The organism is Crocinitomicaceae bacterium (genome assembly GCA_016708105.1).
GTDB lineage: Bacteria > Bacteroidota > Bacteroidia > Flavobacteriales_D > Crocinitomicaceae > JADJGJ01.
In genome coordinates, this window is the sequence record JADJGJ010000001.1 from 2045093 (window position 1) to 2065371 (window position 20279).

At 36.4% G+C, this 20279-nt stretch carries 21 protein-coding genes; 14 read left to right on the forward strand and 7 right to left on the reverse strand.

The annotated features are described in order from the left end of the window. Positions 1 to 2 precede the first annotated feature (2 nt). From IPH66_08975 to IPH66_08985, 3 genes are all read left to right on the forward strand, one after another. On the forward strand, positions 3 to 887 hold the full coding sequence (locus tag IPH66_08975; protein MBK7129480.1) for a hypothetical protein: 885 nt from the start codon (positions 3 to 5) through the stop codon (positions 885 to 887). A gap of 91 nt (positions 888 to 978) precedes the next feature. Beyond that, the gene (locus IPH66_08980; GenBank protein ID MBK7129481.1) at positions 979 to 1371 is read left to right on the forward strand and encodes a hypothetical protein; all 393 of its coding nucleotides are present in this window, start codon (positions 979 to 981) and stop codon (positions 1369 to 1371) included. A 28-nt stretch (positions 1372 to 1399) separates the two neighbouring features. Then, entirely contained in the window at positions 1400 to 1765 is a 366-nt protein-coding gene (locus IPH66_08985) for a hypothetical protein (protein ID MBK7129482.1), read from the forward strand. 35 nt (positions 1766 to 1800) lie between these two features. Here the strand turns inward: IPH66_08985 and smpB are convergent, their stop codons facing one another. Beyond that, positions 1801 to 2247, reverse strand: a complete 447-nt coding sequence (smpB, locus tag IPH66_08990; GenBank protein ID MBK7129483.1) for an SsrA-binding protein — start codon at positions 2245 to 2247, stop codon at positions 1801 to 1803. Positions 2248 to 2341: 94 nt separating this feature from the next. Between smpB and IPH66_08995 the strand changes: the two genes are divergently transcribed. Then, positions 2342 to 2932: a YqgE/AlgH family protein gene (locus tag IPH66_08995; protein ID MBK7129484.1), complete on the forward strand. Its 591-nt coding sequence runs from the start codon at positions 2342 to 2344 to the stop codon at positions 2930 to 2932. 205 nt (positions 2933 to 3137) lie between these two features. Here IPH66_08995 and IPH66_09000 read toward each other — a convergent pair whose 3' ends face one another. The 5 genes from IPH66_09000 to IPH66_09020 all read right to left on the reverse strand — a co-directional run bounded on the left by IPH66_09000 (position 3138) and on the right by IPH66_09020 (position 6614). Next, the gene (locus IPH66_09000; protein ID MBK7129485.1) at positions 3138 to 3338 is read right to left on the reverse strand and encodes a membrane or secreted protein; all 201 of its coding nucleotides are present in this window, start codon (positions 3336 to 3338) and stop codon (positions 3138 to 3140) included. 205 nt (positions 3339 to 3543) lie between these two features. Beyond that, on the reverse strand, positions 3544 to 3906 hold the full coding sequence (locus tag IPH66_09005; protein ID MBK7129486.1) for a signal peptidase I: 363 nt from the start codon (positions 3904 to 3906) through the stop codon (positions 3544 to 3546). 124 nt (positions 3907 to 4030) lie between these two features. Further along, positions 4031 to 4447: a hypothetical protein gene (locus tag IPH66_09010; GenBank protein MBK7129487.1), complete on the reverse strand. Its 417-nt coding sequence runs from the start codon at positions 4445 to 4447 to the stop codon at positions 4031 to 4033. Between the two features lie 69 nt (positions 4448 to 4516). Next, positions 4517 to 5329, reverse strand: a complete 813-nt coding sequence (locus tag IPH66_09015) for a DUF2807 domain-containing protein (protein ID MBK7129488.1) — start codon at positions 5327 to 5329, stop codon at positions 4517 to 4519. Positions 5330 to 5525: 196 nt separating this feature from the next. Beyond that, the gene (locus IPH66_09020) at positions 5526 to 6614 is read right to left on the reverse strand and encodes an acyloxyacyl hydrolase (GenBank protein MBK7129489.1); all 1089 of its coding nucleotides are present in this window, start codon (positions 6612 to 6614) and stop codon (positions 5526 to 5528) included. A 44-nt stretch (positions 6615 to 6658) separates the two neighbouring features. Here IPH66_09020 and mazG point away from each other — a divergent pair, with 44 nt between their 5' ends. From mazG to IPH66_09045, 5 genes are all read left to right on the forward strand, one after another. Further along, positions 6659 to 7432: a nucleoside triphosphate pyrophosphohydrolase gene (mazG, locus tag IPH66_09025; protein MBK7129490.1), complete on the forward strand. Its 774-nt coding sequence runs from the start codon at positions 6659 to 6661 to the stop codon at positions 7430 to 7432. 327 nt (positions 7433 to 7759) lie between these two features. Further along, positions 7760 to 9382, forward strand: a complete 1623-nt coding sequence (locus IPH66_09030) for a CTP synthase (protein MBK7129491.1) — start codon at positions 7760 to 7762, stop codon at positions 9380 to 9382. 135 nt (positions 9383 to 9517) lie between these two features. Then, positions 9518 to 11455 carry a membrane protein insertase YidC gene (yidC, locus tag IPH66_09035; protein ID MBK7129492.1) on the forward strand — a complete coding sequence of 646 codons (1938 nt, stop codon included), beginning with the start codon at positions 9518 to 9520 and terminating at the stop codon, positions 11453 to 11455. A 116-nt stretch (positions 11456 to 11571) separates the two neighbouring features. Continuing rightward, positions 11572 to 12678, forward strand: coding sequence for a fatty acid desaturase (locus IPH66_09040; GenBank protein MBK7129493.1), 1107 nt, complete (start codon positions 11572 to 11574; stop codon positions 12676 to 12678). A 72-nt stretch (positions 12679 to 12750) separates the two neighbouring features. Further along, positions 12751 to 13308: a DUF4199 family protein gene (locus IPH66_09045; GenBank protein ID MBK7129494.1), complete on the forward strand. Its 558-nt coding sequence runs from the start codon at positions 12751 to 12753 to the stop codon at positions 13306 to 13308. A gap of 53 nt (positions 13309 to 13361) precedes the next feature. On the opposite strand, the gene IPH66_09050 is transcribed toward IPH66_09045, so the two are convergent. Continuing rightward, positions 13362 to 14720, reverse strand: coding sequence for a peptidoglycan synthetase (locus tag IPH66_09050; GenBank protein ID MBK7129495.1), 1359 nt, complete (start codon positions 14718 to 14720; stop codon positions 13362 to 13364). 254 nt (positions 14721 to 14974) lie between these two features. Between IPH66_09050 and IPH66_09055 the strand changes: the two genes are divergently transcribed. From IPH66_09055 to IPH66_09075, 5 genes are all read left to right on the forward strand, one after another. Then, a complete protein-coding gene (locus IPH66_09055) occupies positions 14975 to 16102 on the forward strand; it encodes an acyloxyacyl hydrolase (GenBank protein MBK7129496.1) in 1128 nt (375 codons plus the stop codon). A 148-nt stretch (positions 16103 to 16250) separates the two neighbouring features. Beyond that, positions 16251 to 17198 carry a hypothetical protein gene (locus IPH66_09060; protein MBK7129497.1) on the forward strand — a complete coding sequence of 316 codons (948 nt, stop codon included), beginning with the start codon at positions 16251 to 16253 and terminating at the stop codon, positions 17196 to 17198. 44 nt (positions 17199 to 17242) lie between these two features. Then, positions 17243 to 18094, forward strand: a complete 852-nt coding sequence (locus IPH66_09065) for an MBL fold metallo-hydrolase (GenBank protein MBK7129498.1) — start codon at positions 17243 to 17245, stop codon at positions 18092 to 18094. A 67-nt stretch (positions 18095 to 18161) separates the two neighbouring features. Then, a complete protein-coding gene (locus tag IPH66_09070; GenBank protein ID MBK7129499.1) occupies positions 18162 to 19676 on the forward strand; it encodes an SPOR domain-containing protein in 1515 nt (504 codons plus the stop codon). Continuing rightward, positions 19676 to 20269: a hypothetical protein gene (locus tag IPH66_09075; protein ID MBK7129500.1), complete on the forward strand. Its 594-nt coding sequence runs from the start codon at positions 19676 to 19678 to the stop codon at positions 20267 to 20269. Before IPH66_09070 ends, IPH66_09075 begins: the two co-directional genes overlap by 1 nt. Positions 20270 to 20279: the final 10 nt, after the last annotated feature.

Here is a 20279-nt window from a genome sequence, read left to right on the forward strand (position 1 = left end):
TTATGAAAATTAATCTTCTTATTATTCCTGTTATTACTTATTTACTTGTTGCTTGCGCAGGTACAAATGAATCAACAAGTACTTCAACCACGTCAGTAGAAGCAGATACAACAACAGAAAAAATTTCAGGATATCCGGATTTTGAATTGTATATAGCTTCGTTGGAAACCACCGTAGAAAATACTGATTCAGCTTTTGCAAAATATGAGATTCTAAAAGAAAATTTTAGTCAGGATGAAAAAGATTCGGCCTTTTTTCTCATTCGCCAATTCTATCATAAATTTGAAATAAGTGAAGAAGAGATGGGAGATTACTCTGAAAAAACTCAGAAAGAAATTGAGAAAAAATATGGAAAATACGGTTTTGAAGTTTGGTGGGAAGAAGGCTATGCATTTCCAATGCCTGATTTAAAGTACATCAGAAAAAAAATGAAGCAAGATATTTCAGAACCTTTAACAGATTATATTGATTTGCTCATAGATGTAGACGGCCAAATTACAGGTGATGCTGCACTAGCTATTTCATGGGATGAACTGGCAAAACAAATACTCACGTGCGAAGATTTTATTGTAGATCACCAAGGTAATATCTTGTATGAAAAATATTATCAACACGCCTTGAGTTTGTACGCTGAACGACTCAACTTTTTAAAGTGGGGACTTGACAATACACCCGTTGTCAATATGTGGTCAGACACTGAAGTAAAACAATTGGATTCAGAAGTAGAAAAGGCATATCAGAAAGTAATCAATGACAAAAAACACAAAACATCTCAAATCATTCAGGAACATTTGGACTTTTTAGTTTCCATTCAATTTGAAAATGTATGGGATCACGCTGAGTATGTTGAAGCTGATGACATAGAAGAATTGCTGGAAATTAAATAAACTCTTGCGCTTTTTATATCGCTGACATAAATCAGTTGCTACGGTGACAGCGGTTACTGATGCTCATCTTGTTTTCATTTACATTTGTAACATGGAAACACCTAAAACATACGAGCAAGGCATTCATTATAATGATTTGCACGACGACCATAAAAACTGGATTGCAGAATTGGAATTCAATAAAGAAGAGATTCAATTTTTTCAAAAGCTTTTAGAAAAATCAGCTAATGATTTAGTTCAAAAAGGAAAGGCGGCTTTGGTTGAGCAATTTCAAAATCGCTTCATTTTAAAGCTGGAAAAAATTGATATTTATCAGCATGAGATTCGGGCGGCAGAAAATAAACTGACAGAATTTATTAAAACCCATGAAAACAATATTGCTTTTATTACCTTTAGTGATCACAAGAAGTGGAAAGATCAAATGGCGATTCACCGAAAAATTTATGCAGAATTGAAGCAAGAATTTTTCAAAATTGTCAGATAAGAAAATAAAATTTAATGAACTATTCAATATGAAAACAATACACATCAGCGATAATCAAAAACTGAAAGAAATCAAAGAAGCCTTCAGTAACGTATACCCACATTTGAAACTTGAATTTTTTTCAGAAGATCATAAGACAGGAGAAGCATCTGCAAGAAAAGCCATGTATGATGACTCACTTTGCCTGAAAGACATCCGCAAAAATCATCATGCCGGAGATTTAAGCGTTGATGGTCACCAAAAGACTAGTACGTTTGAACGCAGTTTTCATGATCACTTTGGTTTGAGTGTTCAAGTGTTCAGAAGATCAGGCAATATCTGGCTTCAAACTACAACTACAGATGATTGGACTTTAGCTCATCAAGAGGAAACCGGGAAAGAATTTGATAAATAAGATAGTTGAGCATTGTTGCCTTTTGATGCGTTGAATTATCGCTTCATCGCTCTGTCCAATTCTCTTTTAGTATCTTTTTCTTTGAGTGATTCTCGTTTGTCGTGTAATTTTTTTCCACGAGCCAAATGAATTTTGACTTTCACCAAATTTTTTTCATTCAAAAATGCATGAGAAGGAACAATGGTTAAGCCTTTATCTTTCAACTTGCGTTCCAATTTATTCAATTCTGTTTTGGTCAGCAATAATTTTCTATCACGCTTGGGTGCATGGTTATTGTAGGTTCCCTGCTCGTATTCGGCAATAAACATATTACGGATAAAGAGTTCTCCTTTAACGATAACACAAAATGATTCAGCAATACTTCCTTTACCCGTGCGCAATGATTTGATTTCAGTACCGGTCAGTACAATACCTGCCAGATAATTATCCAGCAATTCAAATTCAAATTTTGCCCGTTTATTTTTCAGGTCTATTCCTGCCATAGCGTGTGCAAAGTTCAGCATTTTTTCATGATTAATCATCAACCTGTCACAGCATAGTCAGACTTGAAACCATTTTTTTTGTATATTTGATAAGATGTTTGACTTGAACGTATATAACACCCTTGAGCCAAAAAAAGGAAGACTGCTGATAACAGAGCCTTTTATGGTGAATGAGTATTTTCATCGTTCGGTTATTCTGCTATGTGAACATAATGAAGACGGATCATTTGGTTTTGTTCTGAATAACTATACAGACATTCGGCTTTCACAATTTGAAAACATGGTTGAAATTGAACCTTATGATCAAGAATTCAGAATCAGCATTGGAGGTCCGGTAAGTTCAAAGAATTTATATTATATCCACACGCTTGGAGATAAATTGCCAAACAGCATTCATGTCACGCAAAATATTTATGCGGGAGGTGATTTTGATACATTAAAAACCTTGATGGCTGAAGGAAAAGTTTCACCTGATGAAGTGCGTTTTTTTCTTGGGTATTCAGGCTGGGTTGAAAAACAACTCAACGGTGAACTCAAACAAAATAGTTGGCTCGTAAGTGAAATTGATCATCAGGATGATATCATGGATGTCAACTATGACAATATCTGGAAAGACTACATGGAACGGCAAGGAGGTAAATACAAGGTGTTTGCTAATTTCCCTAAAGATCCGGCTATGAATTGATGCTTTTGTTTTTCGTAACATCCAATCACCGAAAACAAATTTTAAATCACACCTTCTGAAACATCATGCTTTCACACCGCATATTTTCTCTTTAGCATATAAAAGGCTACACCGAAACACACCACAAAGTAGAATTCAAACATAGAAATACAAATACGGTATGTTGGGTAAAATAAAAAGCGATGAACAATTATTCAATTATAGTCTACGACTCAACCTCATCTTTTTTACACTGTTCATCAGGGCGGGCGCCACAGAAACTACAAGTCTCTTGACCATCATTCAAAACCGGGTTATTGCTTGCACAAGTCCCGGCAAATTTTCCGCCTTTTTTTGCCCAGATTTTTATTGCAATACCCGCAAAGGCTAGAGCAAGTAATAGCATGGTGAGAAGGAATAATTTCATCTGTTGTCAGTTTATATTTTGTGACGATTCAATACGAATTCATCTCATTAATTTTTTAGCATAATATGAAAAGATATTCATCAAATTGTCAATCATGCTATTCAAAGAACAAAGTTAAGGAGGAATTGTTGAAGCCGGCGTAGCAAAAGTCACAAAAAAACCCGCTTACGAGGTAGGCGGGTTTTTGACAATGCTTTTTTATAGATTATGCATCAAGCACGCTATCACTGCTTTGTTTGTCACCGTAAATGTATTTAGCATCTCCAAAACCAAGGATTGGCCAAAATACAATGCCAAGGAAAATCAAACCAACAGTAAACCCTTCTGTTTTACCGAAAGCTTTTGAAATACCGTTAACCAACATAATTGCAAAAACTATATTCACAATTGGCACGAGTAAAATTAGGGCAATCCACCATGCTGGTTTTTTTGCAATCAAAGTAGCAACATAGATGTTGTAAATTGGAATAAAAATTGCCCAACCTGGTTGCCCGGCTTTAGCAAACACTTTCCAAACGCTGATCCATAAAAAGACCATCACTGCAAGATAAAAAATAATAATTCCCATAGGTTTTTTAGATTAGTTAAACATTAATTTGTGCTAAATATATAAAATAATCGATTTAATCATTTGAATTGTGCAAAAAAAAAAGCACCCATTTACGGATGCTTTTGCAATTGCACTATTTGTTTTATTTCAATTCATTTTTGATTGAATCTTTGGTTGGCATTTCAAATCCACCGTCACCTTTGATAACGAAAGGAATGGCCATTACACCAATACCCGCAAGAAGAGAAAGATAAACACCAAAACTTGCGAACTCAAAACCAATTCTTAAAAGTTCAATCAACATGAAAGCAGCAGCACCTGCTCCAACGCCTGCAACGGCTTTTTTCATTGTTCCTTCAAGAACTTTAGTTTTATCACCATTGGCAATGGCAAGCCCAGCAGCAACACCAAACAACCCAATAGATAACCAGCCATCTCCACCATCAATGCCATTCACTGAGGCTGAATAACCAAACATTGAAACACGCGCCCAAGGTAAAAAAGCTGAAATAATACCAACCGCCGCAGCGATAACTACAAATAATCTCTGTTTATGCATAAAATAGATTTTAGAATAATATGTGACCAAAGGTAAAAGATTCTACCAAGTACCACCAATTTTTAGTGATTATATTTTTATGAACGAACCACTGCCCGGATTTTGCAATGTGACATTGGCGGGTTCACCGGTATACTTTACATTGCCCGTGCCTTCAATGTTTACTGTTGCGAAAGAACTATCTAGGTTGATGATTAAATCACCCGTTGAATTGTTATAAACAAAAATATAAGGTGACTGAAATTCTGACGCATCAGCAAAACCATTGTTCTGAATTTTCACTTCAGCATTGTTGGCATGACCTTTTAAAATATAATCAGCCGTTCCGTATGATACATTGATGCGTAAAAAATTTACCTCAGTGCAAATGAATAAACTGCCTCCTCCTTGTCGCATTTCTACCATTAAGGTGTCTGCATAAATAGTGTCATGAAAATAAACTGAATCACTACTCTCAAAATAAAATTGTTTCAAATTAGGATAATGTATTTCTACAGTTGGAATGTCCTCACTCTTGCGAAAAAAATTACACTTGTTGCGGTTATTCACTGATACAATGCCTGACTCATTTGACACTTCAATAAACCCAACTACATTTTTACCTCCATGAATAATTATCTCTCTATCTGAATCCTGAAAAATCTCATAGCGGATATTTTTGTACAAACGGAATTCATAAACCGAGTCCAAAGGTATTGTATCAGAGGTCAACTCACCGGTTGATTTAATGCATGATCTTTCCTCTGATTTCTTGCATGACACAATTGCCAAAATCAGAATACAAATCAAACAGGGAATTAATCTGTCCGCGATATTTATTTTTATAACATTCATTTTTGTTCTTCCATTAATTTGTTCAATTGCCGCATAGGAATATTGCAAAACAATTTGCAATTAATAAACTAAACAAAATTTAAATCAAAAATCAAAACATTCTACAAAACCAACCACAAAATCCCACAAAAACCAATCACAAAAACCAATCACAAAAACCAATCACAAAAACCAATCACCTGTGGAGACGTGGCAGTGCCACGTCTCTACCCCGGTTGATCCGGGGTATCGGGGGGGGGGGGGGTTACCAAAAACGGTACCCAATACCAAATTCCAAATAATCGGCAATTCCGATATTGGCTTTTATGGCAATCATTGCATTAAATTGTTTGCTGAAATTGTAACGGTAACCAATTCGGTCATAAACCCATCCTGCCGGATTGATTGCATTGTAAACATACCCTCCTAATCCAAAAAATATTTGTGACTTATAAAAATTAATACAGGCACCTGCATACAATCCAATTTGCACTGTTTCAATAAATGTAAATGAAAGATCATCGTATTTGTATCTATTGGCACCATTATAACTAATATCTAATCCTGTTTCTATATCCCATTTAAAACCTAATCTCATTCTATAAAAACCTTGCAGGGCAATAACTGCATGATGGCTATCGTGATTGTATCCAGGTAAATTTTGTTTAACACCTGACAACAAATGGAATTGCAATTTATTTCCAGGTCGTGGTAAAATGGCAATAACCGGTAGGGTATCGGCAGAAAATATTTCTCTTGTCTTAACGGCATAACCGACTTTGAAATAACACATGGGTGTATTCAGTCCCAGATTAGGCATTGTAATAGCGGCGTTGGAATAGTGACTTATTTCCAAACCTACGCCCAGCACCATGTGACGGAATTGTTTTTCATACCCAAGCTGAAGGTTGATATAGGCATTCCATTTTGATCCAATAGCATTATTTTTTGGATTGCTGATTACATCATACTCTTTGGTAATAAATGCTAAACCAGACCCAATTCTGAAATCAATGCAACCAAATTTTTTATGCTGAAGGATATTGAATTTTGTAAATTGTAAACATCCAATGCCAATGCCTAATACATCACGATATCCGTAGTCATGATAAGACAAAGAAAAACCTCTTGAAGGAAAACGGTAAGCATTAGCAGTAGTATTTCTGCTATTATCTTGTTGTGAAAATTCTAATTCATAGGCCGTGTTATTATCTTTTACCAAATGAGACATGTATGGACGATGCGAGATAAGAAAACCGGTTTTTGGAAGAATAGAAATAGACCATGGAAGGCTGCGCTGTGCGTTGCTCCAGACAGAAAAAGAAAGCAAAATAAAAAAGAAACGTAACTTCACGGCAGATTAAACACAGCATTAGAGCCGCTTAAAAGTAGTAAAAAATGAACGAGAAATTAAAAGCCTTTGAACGATTACTCAACATCATGGATGATTTGCGTGCAAAATGTCCTTGGGATAAAAAACAAACTCTGGAATCGCTGCGTCATCTAACCATTGAAGAAACGTATGAATTGGCAGATGCTATCACGGCAAATGACATGAATGGAATCAAAGGTGAATTAGGCGATTTACTTTTACACATGGTCTTCTATGCCAAAATAGCAGATGAGCAAAAGTCATTTGATATTGCTGACGTGTTGAATGCAATCTGTGAAAAATTAATTCACCGACATCCGCATATTTATGGTGACGTAAAAGTTGAAAATGAAGAAGAGGTAAAAGCAAACTGGGAAAAATTAAAACTGAAAGAAGGTAAAAAATCAGTGCTCGAAGGGGTACCTAATTCCTTGCCCGCAATGGTTAAAGCCACCCGAATTCAAGACAAGGTAAAGGGCATTGGTTTTGACTGGAACAATGAAACCGAAGTATGGAAAAAAGTTGAAGAAGAAATTGATGAATTAAAGGTTGAAATTAAAAATCAGGATAAACAAAAAACCGAAGAAGAATTTGGTGATGTACTTTTTTCACTCATCAATTATGCCAGATGGATTGGTGTTAACCCTGAAGATGCACTGGCAAAAACCAATCAGAAATTTATACATCGTTTTCAAAAAATGGAATCAGCCATTGAGGCAGATGGAAAAAAATTGGAGGAGATGAACTTGTCTGAAATGGATGTTTACTGGGAGAAAGCGAAAGGAAAAAATGTTCAGTAGACTTTACATCAAAATTATCCTTTGAATAACTGAGCAACATGAATTTCTTTCTCATCATCTTAATCATCAGTTGTATTATATCATTGATCAGCGCATGGATATTAATGAGAAAAGGTTACCCGTTTTTGCGTACTTGGATTGGATCATTCATTGGCATTACAGCTTTGCTAACAATTATCTGGGGAATGTTGAAAAAATACCTATGAGTGCAAAAATTACTGTAATCACGCGATATTTATATCACCAGCATTTCAGAAAATAAAAAAATAACTTGGACAGATGTGAGTATTTATCTTACTTTTGCCTCCCGTAGTTACAATTCAATTTATGTCCAGTGCAACCAAGTACATTTTTGTAACCGGCGGGGTTACTTCATCTCTCGGTAAAGGAATCATTTCAGCATCTTTAGCAAAACTGTTACAAGGACGCGGGTATTCTGTCACCATTCAAAAGCTGGATCCTTATATCAATATTGATCCCGGAACCTTGAATCCATACGAACATGGAGAGTGTTATGTCACCAATGACGGCGCTGAAACTGACCTTGATTTGGGGCACTATGAGCGTTTTTTAAATGTGCCTACTTCTCAAGCAAACAATGTAACCACCGGACGCATTTATCAATCTGTAATTGAAAAAGAAAGACGGGGAGAATTCCTTGGAAAAACTGTTCAGATTATTCCCCACATCACAGACGAAATCAAATCACGAATTCAAATTTTAGGAAACTCAGGTCAGTTTGATTTTGTTATCACTGAAATTGGTGGTACTGTAGGTGATATTGAATCATTGCCTTATATTGAAGCGGTGCGTCAGATGGTTTGGGAATTTAAACGTAACTGTCTGGTGATTCACCTCACCTTAATTCCATATCTAAAAGCTGCCGGAGAACTTAAAACAAAACCTACGCAGCACTCAGTGAAAGCATTGCTTGAATTAGGTGTACAACCTGATATTCTTGTTTGTCGCACTGAATACCATATTGACCGTGCGATGCGGAAAAAAATTGCCCTGTTTTGTAACGTGGAAGCCAATGCTGTAATTGAATCAGCTGATGCTAACTCTATATACGAAGTTCCTTTGCTGATGCAGCAAGAAGAGTTGGATAAAGTGGTTTTGGAAAAACTCAATTTGCCTCATGATGGTGAAGCAAAACTCACTGAGTGGAAACAATTTCTGAGTCGTTTGACTAATCCAAAAAGCCAGGTGACCATTGGCTTGGTTGGTAAATATATTGAGTTGAAAGATTCGTATAAATCAATTATTGAAGCCTTTCATCACGCAGGTGCATCCAATGAATGTCAGGTAAACATTGAGTGGATTCATTCAGAAAAAATAAATGAAGAAAATGTTGCCTATAGGTTAAAAGAACTAGATGGCATTATTGTAGCACCGGGCTTTGGATCAAGAGGTATAGAAGGTAAAATACTTTCAATTCAGTATGCGCGTGAAAACAACATTCCATTCTTTGGTATTTGTTTAGGTATGCAATGTGCAGTAATTGAATTCGCTAGAAACGTGTTGGGATATCAAGATGCTCACACCACTGAAATTGACGAACAAACCAAACATCCGGTGATTGCCATTATGGCTGCACAAAAAGATATCACGCATAAAGGCGGCACTATGAGGCTTGGAGCTTATGCATGTGACTTACTTGATGGCAGCAAGGCTTCAGAAGCTTATGGAGATTTGCATATTTCTGAAAGACATCGTCATCGCTATGAATTCAACAATGATTATTTGGCAGAAATGGAAAAACACGGGATGAAAGCTACCGGAAAAAATCCTGAAACGGGCCTGGTTGAAATTGTTGAAATCCCTGATCATATCTGGTTTATTGGAGCACAGTTTCACCCTGAATATAAAAGTACGGTTGAAAAACCACATCCACTTTTTATCTCTTTTGTGAAAGCTGCTATCAGAAAAAAGAAAGAAGCCTTAGTTTAATCATTAATCTTCTTTAGCGGAAACAATAATTTGACCTGTAATCCGCTGTTCATCTCTAATCATGACAAATATGCCGTTAGTTCTGATGAAACAACGGAATATTACTAATTTTGCACATCATTTTTTGAAAATTCAATGGATAAAAGATCAATCATCGGTTTACTAGTCATCGGAACAATTCTGCTAATATTCAGCGTTTATAACGGATCACAGCAAAAAGAAAAACCGGCAGAAAACACCACAACTGAAACTAAAACTGAAAAATCAGACAAAGGAAATTCAGGTAATCAAACGCATGAAGGACCGGGAGGATCATATATTCCAAAAGTAGATTCAACCGGTGTTCAACTTGTTGATTCATTGAATAGATTAGTATATGTTGATACCCTGACCCAGGGTGATACCGCAATTGCAACCAATGAAAATCATATAACCGAAACTGACTCTGCAAAAATTAAATTGGGATCAACGCCTTATGTCAATGAAAAATTGGTTCGTCTTGAAAATGATTTACTCATCATAGATATTACCAACCGAGGCGGAATGATTCAAAATGTCTACCTGAAAAAATATAAAACGTATGATGCATTTGTAGCAAACCGTGAAGAACCGCTTCAGCTAATTGATACGGCATCATGGTATGGAATTGAATTTTTTGAAGGTGAGATTAAAAGAAATTCAAAAGACTACTCATTTGAATTTGAAAACAAAAATGATTCAAGCGTTGTAGTTGAAATGATGAACTCAACCGGCAGAAGAGTGTGTTATAAATACACCATGCACCCGGGCAGATATGATATTGGATTTCAAGTTTACTTCAAAGGCTTCAAGGCAGAAGAATCAAAAGACATCTCACTTAAATCAGAATTTAATTTGCTGGCAACTGAAAAACATTTACCCAATGAAAGACAAGTTGCTACTTTGTTCTTCAAATATAAAGATGAGGGTTATGATTACCTCATTGGTGACACCTGGCAACCTCTTGAACAAACAACGGATTGGGTTGCCTATAAGCAAAGTTATTTCTCAGCCATTCTTATGCATCCTGCCGGATTTCCGCGCACAGAAAAATCAAAAATTTCAGTAAAAACCTGCGCTGAAACAGATAGTGTTTATGTGAAAAGATTTCGCTCAACGTTAGATTTAGGAATCACATCCATGGACAATACCATTGACCTGAAATGGTACTTTGGTCCTAATGATTATGATATACTTTCAACCTATGAGAACGGATCTGAGGATATTGTGGATTTAGGCTGGGGACTTTTCAGATGGCTAAATGTGTATGCTTTCAAACCATTGTTCACAACATTTGTTGGATGGGGCATGGGTATTGGACTTGCAATCTTATTGCTGACTATCGTGGTGAAACTCATTTTAAGTCCGGTAAACTACAAGATGTACAAATCATCAGCCATGATGAAAGTAATTAAACCTGAAATTGATGAATTGAGTAAAAAGTTCCCGAAAAAAGAAGACGCGGTGAAAAAGCAACAAGCTATGATGACTTTGTATCGTGAAACGGGTGTGAGTCCTTTTGCGGGTTGTATTCCAATGCTGATTCAGATGCCTATTTTGTTTGCAATTTTCAGGTTGTTTCCTTCATCACTTGAATTGCGTCAGCGTTCATTTTTATGGGCTGAAGATTTATCATCGTATGATTCAATCATGAATTTTAGTTTTAACATTCCTTTCTATGGTGATCACATTTCATTGTTTACTTTATTGATGTCAGGTACTACTCTATTCTACACTTGGTACAACAGTGCAAACATGCAGCAACCAACGCAAGAAGGAATGCCGAACATGAAAGTGATCATGTACATTTTCCCTGTTTTGATGATTTTCTTCTTCAATAATTTTTCTGCGGGCTTGAGTTATTATTATTTTATTTCAACATTGATCACCATCTTGATTATGTGGGCAATTAAAAAATTCTTTATTAATGAAGAAAAAATTCATGCTCAAATTCAGGCAAACAAAGCTAATCCGGTGAAAAAAGAGAAATCAAAATTTGCCCAACGCCTTGAAGATGCGCAACGTTTACAAGCTGAAAAATCAAAGAAAAAATAGTTTGTTGAGCCAAACAGCTTTCCAATTCTGCTATTAAGATTTTATTAACCGTTCATAACCAATGAACATACTCATTTCATAAATGCGTATCTTTGCACCAGCAAGGCAAAACCCGAATGAGCACAATAGAAGAACTTCAACCAATTCGCTTTTCGCAAAAAAGCGGAGCTGACTTTAGCAACACTCTGAAAAAAAGAGTCAGAGATTATTTCAAAGAAAACAATATTTCAAAATACGCCAATGCAAGTATGGTGATTAAGACCATATTCATGATTGCTTTATATTTGGTGCCTTATTTTCTGATGATTACCGGTGTTATCACCAATGTATGGCTAATTGCATTGTGCTGGATGATCATGGGTACAGGCGTTGCTGGCATTGGTCTGTCTATCATGCATGATGCAAATCACGGTGCGTATTCTAAAAATGAAAAGGTAAATTTTTGGCTTGGCAGAATTCTCAATATTGTGGGCGGCTTTGCTCCAACTTGGAACATTCAGCATAATGTTTTGCATCACTCCTACACCAACGTGCTTGGATATGATGAAGATGTTTCTCCGCCAATCAGTATTCTGAGATTTTCACCCAAAGATGAATACCGCAAAATTCATAGGTTCCAATACATCTATGCTTGGTTTTTTTATGGCTTGATGACGCTTTCATGGATTACCAGTAAAGACTTTGCGCAATTGTACCGATATAAAAAAATGGGATTGACAAAAACTGAAAATGAAAAATTCAATCGCTTGCTTGTGGAATTAATCTTTACTAAAGTTTTTTATTACTTCTACATTCTGGTAATTCCGTTAATTTTTATGGATATTGCTTGGTGGCTGCTTCCTATATTTATTGTGGTAATGCATATTATTGCCGGTATAATACTTGCTATGATTTTTCAACCGGCACACGTGGTGAATGAAACAGAATTCCCGGTAGAAAATGCTGATCACACAATTGAAAATAATTGGAGCATTCATCAATTACAAACTACCAGCAATTTTGCCCCTAATAGTCGAATTTTTGCTTGGCTGATTGGTGGATTAAATTATCAGGTTGAACACCATTTGTTTCCTAATATCTGCCACGTGCATTATAAAAAAATTAGTCAAATAGTAAAACAAACTGCACATGAATTTGGCTTACCATATCACTCAGAACCGACTTTTGCAAGTGCATTGGCAAACCATAACCGCATGTTGAAAAAGCTGGGTAAATCTGCCTGATTATTTCGGGTGATATCTATCTTTACGCCAACAATTATATAGCTTTTTCAATTTTATTAAATAATCTGGTACATGAAAACAAGCGTGAAAGTTGCACTCGGAGTTAGCCTGATCTGGATTATTATTTCATTGACCATGTTTTTGCTTGGCTATTCCCGTGAGTTTTTTACCATGGGCATATTGCTGAATATTTTTCTACTTATGGCGGCCATCTCCTATGGTTATTACCTCACTAAAAAAGAGAAAGATTTTGCAAAAACAATTTTCCTGGATGATTTTAAAATTGCCATGCAAAGCGGATTGATGTATACCATCGTAGTCTCCGGTTTCACCTATCTATATCATGAAACCATTGACACCTCCATTAAAGATGCTTTAGTTGATTCACGTATTGAATTGCTTCATGAAACGTATCCTGATGAAGCAGCTTTTCAAAAACTACAAGAATCAGAAGCGCAGTGGAAGGACAAAAATTTCGATGTATATATTGAAGAACAAGAAGATTATATACGCGGCATCATCAGTTCATTCTCTGTTTTCATTTTTCATTTAATGGGATTATTCATCTTTGCCATGTTCTTTTCAATATTTGGCACAGTGATTATTCGCAAGGTGATATTGAGAGAATAACGGAAGAATTTTCAACCGCAAATTTTTACTCAATCCATGAACCCCTCCGTGCATCAGCTTTTAATCAATTCCTTCCCAAACGCATTTAGATCAACCCCGTCAAAATTTCCTGAACTCATGAGAAGTAAATTGGTTTGATGCCATTTTTTTTCTCGCAACAATTTTGTCAGTTCATTTGAATCAGTCAATACACGTACATTTTTAGTAGCAAAAGCATCACTCACCATTTGCGGGGTAATGGGGTCAAGTTTTTTATGGTGTACCACTTCAGGACTGAAGTAAACATATGCTTCATCAGCACCTGCCATGCAATTTTCATACTGAGGCAAAAAATCTTTTTTCAACGATGAAAATGTGTGCAGTTCCATGCAAGCAATTAATTTTCTATCAGGATACTGCTCTTTCACGGCAGCAACAGTTGCTTTTAATTTAGAAGGTGAATGGGCAAAGTCTTTATACGCAACGCAAGTATTATTCTCGGCAATTAATTCCAGTCGTTTAGCGGCACCTTTAAAATCCATCATGGCTGAATATACCTGATCATCGCTGAATCCAAGAGCATTGAGAATAGTGCGTGCCGCATTGATGTTCTGCAAATTGTGTTTACCAAAAATGCGCAAAGGGTATCGTCTGCGTTCTGAAAGAATGGTTGTGACTCCATTTGCAAGTTCAAATTCAGGACAATCATACGGTCTTAAAACAATATCGGGCCGAATTTCTGCAGCTAATTTTTTGAGTTCAGGATCATGAATATAATAAGCGAGCAATCCGTTTTTTTCAATTTTATTTGTGAAAATTTTGAACTGATCAACATACCTATCAAAAGTTGGAAATACATTGATATGATCCCAGGCAACGCCGCTGATAATGGCATAATGCGGGGCATACCAATGAAATTTTGGCGTGAGATCTATTGGAGAAGAAAGATACTCATCTCCCTCAATCACGATATATTTTGCATCCGACAACTGCACCATACAATCAAATCCTTCAAGCAAAGCGCCAACCAGAAAATCAGTTTTCACCTGAAGTTTTTTCATGGCATGTAAAAGCATGGATGTGATGGTAGTTTTTCCATGAGAACCACCCACTACTATTCTGATTTTATCTTTTGTTTGCGAGTAAATAAATTCAGGGTAAGAGTAGATTTTCAAACCAAGTTCCTGTGCGCGCACTAGTTCAGGATTATCTTTTCGGGCATGCATTCCCAATATGATGCTATCAATTTTATCAGAGATTAGATCAGGATTCCACCCTACCCGATCAGGCAAAATACCTTCCTTAGCAAGGCGTGATTTTGATGGTTCAAAAATTTCATCATCAGAACCCGTAACGTGAATTCCTTTTCTTTTGAGTGCAATAGCCAGATTGTGCATTGCGCTTCCTCCAATTGCAATAAAATGAACGTGCATAAAAACAGTTTGAGCGAAATTGGAGAAAATTACCCGAAATATAACCTGGCCCTGCAGGATGTTATCAACCGGTATAATTGAATAGAATAGACAATACTTTGAACCAATTGGACAAATAATCATCTTGAATTGATAAATTTGACAGCACTTTTCTGCTCATGAATAAAATAAAATTTACGTATTTACTGGTTTGCCTTTTTGCCGCGTCAGGCTCCTTTTTCGCGCAGGACAATCGTTCACAGATTCCTCCGTTGATGCAAAAATCATTTTTTGAAGTGAATCTGGGTTATATACAGTATCCATTTTCAGCTGATCAATTAGAGCCGGGTTATACACTTACCGGTGATGTAGAAATACCTCATCCTGCTGTTCGTCTTATTTTATTTGGCTACGAATTCAATAAATATCTTGCGGCTCAAATTACTTACATGCGCCCGGTTTCATGGATCAAATATCCTTTTGTAAATACCATTACGGGCATTAGTGAAAAACATTCGGTATGGATGAATGTTGGCGGTTTGACTTTGAAACCATCATTGCCATTGGGTGAAAAATTCAACCTGTATGGTGAAGCCGGCCTGGGTCTTATTACACGTCATGGCATTACTGACTATTACAACAATCAGGTAGTATCAGATGCTATGTATGGCTATTATCTTTTTGGTGGAGGAGTGCAATATAAAATCAGTAACCATTGGAAATTGCAAATCTGTTCTAACTATTCACCTGCAAATTCTAAACAAAAACAACCGGCTACTTTTTTTGCAGGTTTTGGATTTAATTATCGCTATGATCAATATTCTCCGGACAAATTAGAACACGCTAAAACGCTTGGATACATTCATCCGAAACAATGGGTAAAATTTGGATACACCAGCAATGTGGCAGGTTACGGCATCAATAATTTTCTTGAAAGAGCTTGCTTGTTCTGGGGAGGACACGTTGAAATAAAAAACGGATACACCCTGGCATATCATCGCAATATTTTTCATGGGGCAAAAGTATTTTCTCTTGATATTGGCGCTGATGCCGGATATTGGACTACTAAAGGTTCTGCTAAAAATCCTGGCATGGAAGAAAATTTCTGGTCGGTTTCTATTTATCCGGTTTTTAGATTGAATTTCCTTAGAACAAAACCGCTAGATGCATATTTCTTTTATTCTGTTGCCGGACCATCATACTTATCAAAAGTGATTATTGACGATTTTAATACCGGAGGACATTTTACGTTTCATGACACCATGGGAACAGGTTTGTTCTTTGGTAAAAAAAGAAATTTTAATGCTGAACTTAAGATCAGTCATTTTTCAAATGGTAACACATTCCCTCACAATGACTCGGTAAAAATTCCTATGAGTCTTGATTTTGGTGTTGTATTTTAACACTGGTTCTGCACTATTTATTAACCTATTGAGTTTTGTAGAGAGCAACCACCACACGCTTTTTATAAATTAGCCGTTAAGAGTATCAAAGAATACAACTTGCTTTATTAAATTTACACCGCTTTAGGCGCAAACACCTTCTTTATCCATGCAGAAAATTAGTTGCTTCACATTCTTATTTCTTCTGGTTCTTTCATCTGAAAGTATTGGTCAGGATGTGCGCTTTTCTACAAAATGGTTTGGTCCTAATGCGAATCCTGTCCCTGAATTCACTGATGCTACCATCCCATCAAAAACTGAAATATCTGTGATGAGTGATGTATATTTTGGTTATGGAGATTTTACCACCAATGAACGCATCAAAGTAGAGGTTCCGTTTTTTGCCAATCACTTTTCATTTGGATTTTGGACAACTGAAGCAGAATTTTATTTTGTAGATCCTCAGCTGGCTTTAAAAAGACATATGGATTCGGCTAAGCCAGGCTATGCACGTGGAGATTATTATGTCCAAACAAGGTTCAGAATACTGCAACAAAGCAGACACAAAATAGATATGATTTTAAACAGCACATTAAAAACAGCTTCAGGCACTGATGTGTTGAACAGAAGATATTTTGACAGCCCCGGTTATTATTTTGATTGTGAAATTGGAAAATCAATTTATTTACCTCATGTCTTTTTTAATGAATTGCGCTTCACAACTGATTTAGGATTTTTTTCATGGCAGGCTGGTGATGTATCACAAGATGATGCATTGATGTTTGGATTGAAAATCTCTTTAATGAACGAATATTTTACGTGGACTAATACCTTTTCAGGTTATTGGGGTTGGATGCACACACATCCGAGCTACGGACCTGAATACGGTGATCAGCCATTGGTGCTTTCCACCAAACTGACACACGCATTTAACCGCATTTCTTTGTTTGGACAATACCAAGCCGGTTTGCGCGATTTCCCTTATCATCAGGTGCGTTTTGGTATTACCATGCGCGCAGGCAGAATGACACCGCAATATGCCAAGTGGGATGAAGAACCTACTGTTGATGAAAAACTCACGGAAAAAAGAAATAAAAAAAACACGAGTGTTCAGTAGAAATATTTTTAACCGGATAACACGCTCAACCAATTCAAAACACCATGAATCTTTACCCCATTGAAACCGGAAAATTCAAACTAGACGGAGGCGCTATGTTTGGAGTGGTACCTAAAAGCATTTGGCAGAAAACAAATCCTGCGGACGAAAATAATATGTGCGGTTGGAGCCTGAGATGTCTTTTAGTTGAAAACGGAAATCAACTCATCTTGATTGATACCGGTATTGGTGATAAACAAACTGAAAAATTTTTCAGCCACTATTATCTTCATGGAAATGAAACCTTGAAGAACAGCATTGAAAAAGCAGGTTTCTCTATGGATGACATAACAGATGTGATATTAACACATTTGCATTTTGATCATTGTGGAGGAGCTATTGCACGCAATGCAGAAAATCAATTCAGACCGGTTTTCAAAAATGCAACTTATTGGAGCAGTGAGCGACATTGGAAATGGGCAACAGAACCAAATGCCAGAGAGCGCGCTTCTTTTTTGAAAGAAAATATTTTTCCCATTGAAGAGAGCGGACAATTAAAATTTGCCAACCGTCAAAGTGACTATACAAAAGGATTTTTACCTGATATGGATTTACTTTTTGTTGATGGTCATACTGACTCCATGATGTTACCTGTACTTCACTATAAAGGAAAACAAATTATTTTCATGGCTGATCTCTTGCCAAGCGTTGGGCACATTCCGCTGCCCTATGTAATGGGCTATGATACCCGTCCGCTCATCACGCTGGAAGAAAAAGGAAAATTTCTTCAAAAAGCGGCTGATGAAAAAATGATCCTCTTTTTTGAGCATGACTATGAAAATGAATGCTGCACACTAATCAATACAGACAAGGGCGTGCGCATGGATCAATCTTTTTTGCTGAAAGAAATCCTCTGATTTCTTCGTCATTCAATAGGATTTCATTATTTTAGGTCAATCTAACCCCTAATTTTCGAGGAATCCTATGAACAAATATATTATTGAACTTCTCAAACTTCAGACCTCAGTTATTATTCCGGGGTTTGGCTCCTTGATGATTACCAGTAACAAAAATGGTTCTGTTGTATTTAATGCGTTACTCAAATTCAATGATGGTGCCCTAGCAAAATATATTGCCGAAAAAGAAGGCATTGATCAGCAAAATGCGCAAAATCAAATTGCAAAATTTGTCAGAGAAATTGAAGCAGAAATTGCGAAAGGAAATGAGTTTGGCATTTTTCAATTAGGAAAATTTCAAAAAGATAAAAACGGAGACATTGTTTTCAGTCAAGATCAGGCTTCATTAGCAACGTTGAAAAAAGATGGAGAACCTACTGAGAAAAAAACTGAGCCAACTCCTACTGAGAAAAAAGAAGAAATCAAAAATACTGTGGTTGAAAAAATTGCAGAAAGTAAAGTGATTCCAACTACTACAGAGCAGACAAAAACACTTTCTGACACCTTAAACACAAGTGAAGCGGATTTAAAAAAGCAAGCTGATTCTGAAGTAAAAAAAGAAGAAATAAAAACTCATATTGAGAAAGAAATTCCTATCAAACAAGAGAAAAATATTTTTGTACCTGCAGATAAAGTTGATGACTTAGAAAAAAAGTCTGACGAAATTGCCAACAAAAAAATTGAATCAGTTAAAGCAGATATTTCAAAAAATATTCCCCTGGCCACCGCAAGTAAAAAAGAACCATTACAAGAGAAAAATGTTTTCAAACCTGCAGAAGATAAAAAAGCAGATCCAAAACCCGCGCAAACCACCCCTGAAAAACCGATAGAGACAACAACAGAAAACACCAAGAAGGTAGAAGCAGAACCGGTTAAAACTAATACAACAGATAAAGGTAAATCAGATAAAAAAGAAGAACCAAAAAAAGAATCTGTCAAAGAGAAATTCAGAAAAGACAAACCACAAAAAATAAAAAATCAACCCGTAGGAGAGAAAAAACCAAAAAAGAAAAAACGTACTTTGATGTGGATTATCATCATCATCATTCTGGGTGGTGGTGGATATGCGGGCTGGCATTTCAGAGATGATATAAATGCCTTCCTTCATACAGGTGTTAACCATGATGGTAATGACAGCACGCATGCAGAAACCACTACTGCGCATGATTCCACAACAACAGATCTACACACAGAAGTTATTGCAGAAGATACACTGATGACAGAAACTGAATCTGAAACAGAAATTGAAACAGAAACCGAAATTGAAACGCAATCTACAGAACACGAAACTACAACACAAACCAATCATTCTTCCAGTGGATCTTATCATATTATCGGTAACTGCTTTTCAAGTGAAACCAATGCAGATAATTATGTAAAAAAGATGCGTGAAAAAGGATATGATGCCACCAATCTTGGAAAACAATCAAACGGTTTGTACATGGTTTCACTGAGATCTTATGCAACCCGAGAAGAAGCAAAAGCAGGCCTTGATGCCGTGAAAGCAGATGCGTCAGGTGCATACGTTTATAAAGGCAGATAATGAAAAATAGAAAAAATTATTCCATCCAGGTGATCGCAGGTTTAGTTTGCGTTATTACTATTATTTCTGGTTGCTCCGGCAATTCAGGGCAAACTGAAAATCAAATGCCACCTGAAACATCAGAACCACTTTGTGATTACCCTTGCCTGGTGAGCGTCTACGACAATCAAGATCAACTGCTCATGCTAAATGAAAAAGGTGATACCATTGTGCCAGCTGGAAAATATGCTGAGGCATTTACTGACACCATTAAAACTTTTGGTACCGTGTATGATGCGAACAAAAAAGCATTTATCGCGTTAGATTTACAAGGTAAAGAAATGTATGAAGTATTCCCTTATGACAACGGGCCTGATTACCTGCAAGAAGGATATTTCAGAATTGTAAAAGAAAATAAAATTGGTTTCGCACGAGAAGATGGAAGCATAGCAATTGAACCACAATACGCTTGCGCTTATCCTTTTGAAAACGGAACTGCCATGGTAAGTTTTGAATGCACTGAAAGCATTGAATTTGAAATGATAAAATGGGAGAGTGATCAGTGGTTTTACATTGACACCACCGGAACCAAATTGAACGATGAGGAAAAGTAATAAAACTAAA

Coding starts and splice junctions, on each gene's coding strand:
- IPH66_08975 (MBK7129480.1), top strand. CDS start 3: ATGAAAATTAATCTTCTTATTATTCCTGTTATTACTTATTTACTTGTT.
- IPH66_09055 (MBK7129496.1), top strand. CDS start 14,975: ATGCAAAAATCATTTTTTGAAGTGAATCTGGGTTATATACAGTATCCA.
- IPH66_09065 (MBK7129498.1), top strand. CDS start 17,243: ATGAATCTTTACCCCATTGAAACCGGAAAATTCAAACTAGACGGAGGC.
- IPH66_09070 (MBK7129499.1), top strand. CDS start 18,162: ATGAACAAATATATTATTGAACTTCTCAAACTTCAGACCTCAGTTATT.
- IPH66_09030 (MBK7129491.1), top strand. CDS start 7,760: ATGTCCAGTGCAACCAAGTACATTTTTGTAACCGGCGGGGTTACTTCA.
- IPH66_09000 (MBK7129485.1), bottom strand. CDS start 3,338: ATGAAATTATTCCTTCTCACCATGCTATTACTTGCTCTAGCCTTTGCG.
- IPH66_09060 (MBK7129497.1), top strand. CDS start 16,251: ATGCAGAAAATTAGTTGCTTCACATTCTTATTTCTTCTGGTTCTTTCA.
- IPH66_09045 (MBK7129494.1), top strand. CDS start 12,751: ATGAAAACAAGCGTGAAAGTTGCACTCGGAGTTAGCCTGATCTGGATT.
- mazG (MBK7129490.1), top strand. CDS start 6,659: ATGAACGAGAAATTAAAAGCCTTTGAACGATTACTCAACATCATGGAT.
- IPH66_09040 (MBK7129493.1), top strand. CDS start 11,572: ATGAGCACAATAGAAGAACTTCAACCAATTCGCTTTTCGCAAAAAAGC.
- IPH66_08995 (MBK7129484.1), top strand. CDS start 2,342: ATGTTTGACTTGAACGTATATAACACCCTTGAGCCAAAAAAAGGAAGA.
- IPH66_09075 (MBK7129500.1), top strand. CDS start 19,676: ATGAAAAATAGAAAAAATTATTCCATCCAGGTGATCGCAGGTTTAGTT.
- IPH66_09010 (MBK7129487.1), bottom strand. CDS start 4,447: ATGCATAAACAGAGATTATTTGTAGTTATCGCTGCGGCGGTTGGTATT.
- yidC (MBK7129492.1), top strand. CDS start 9,518: ATGGATAAAAGATCAATCATCGGTTTACTAGTCATCGGAACAATTCTG.
- smpB (MBK7129483.1), bottom strand. CDS start 2,247: ATGGCAGGAATAGACCTGAAAAATAAACGGGCAAAATTTGAATTTGAA.
- IPH66_09005 (MBK7129486.1), bottom strand. CDS start 3,906: ATGGGAATTATTATTTTTTATCTTGCAGTGATGGTCTTTTTATGGATC.
- IPH66_08980 (MBK7129481.1), top strand. CDS start 979: ATGGAAACACCTAAAACATACGAGCAAGGCATTCATTATAATGATTTG.
- IPH66_09050 (MBK7129495.1), bottom strand. CDS start 14,720: ATGCACGTTCATTTTATTGCAATTGGAGGAAGCGCAATGCACAATCTG.
- IPH66_08985 (MBK7129482.1), top strand. CDS start 1,400: ATGAAAACAATACACATCAGCGATAATCAAAAACTGAAAGAAATCAAA.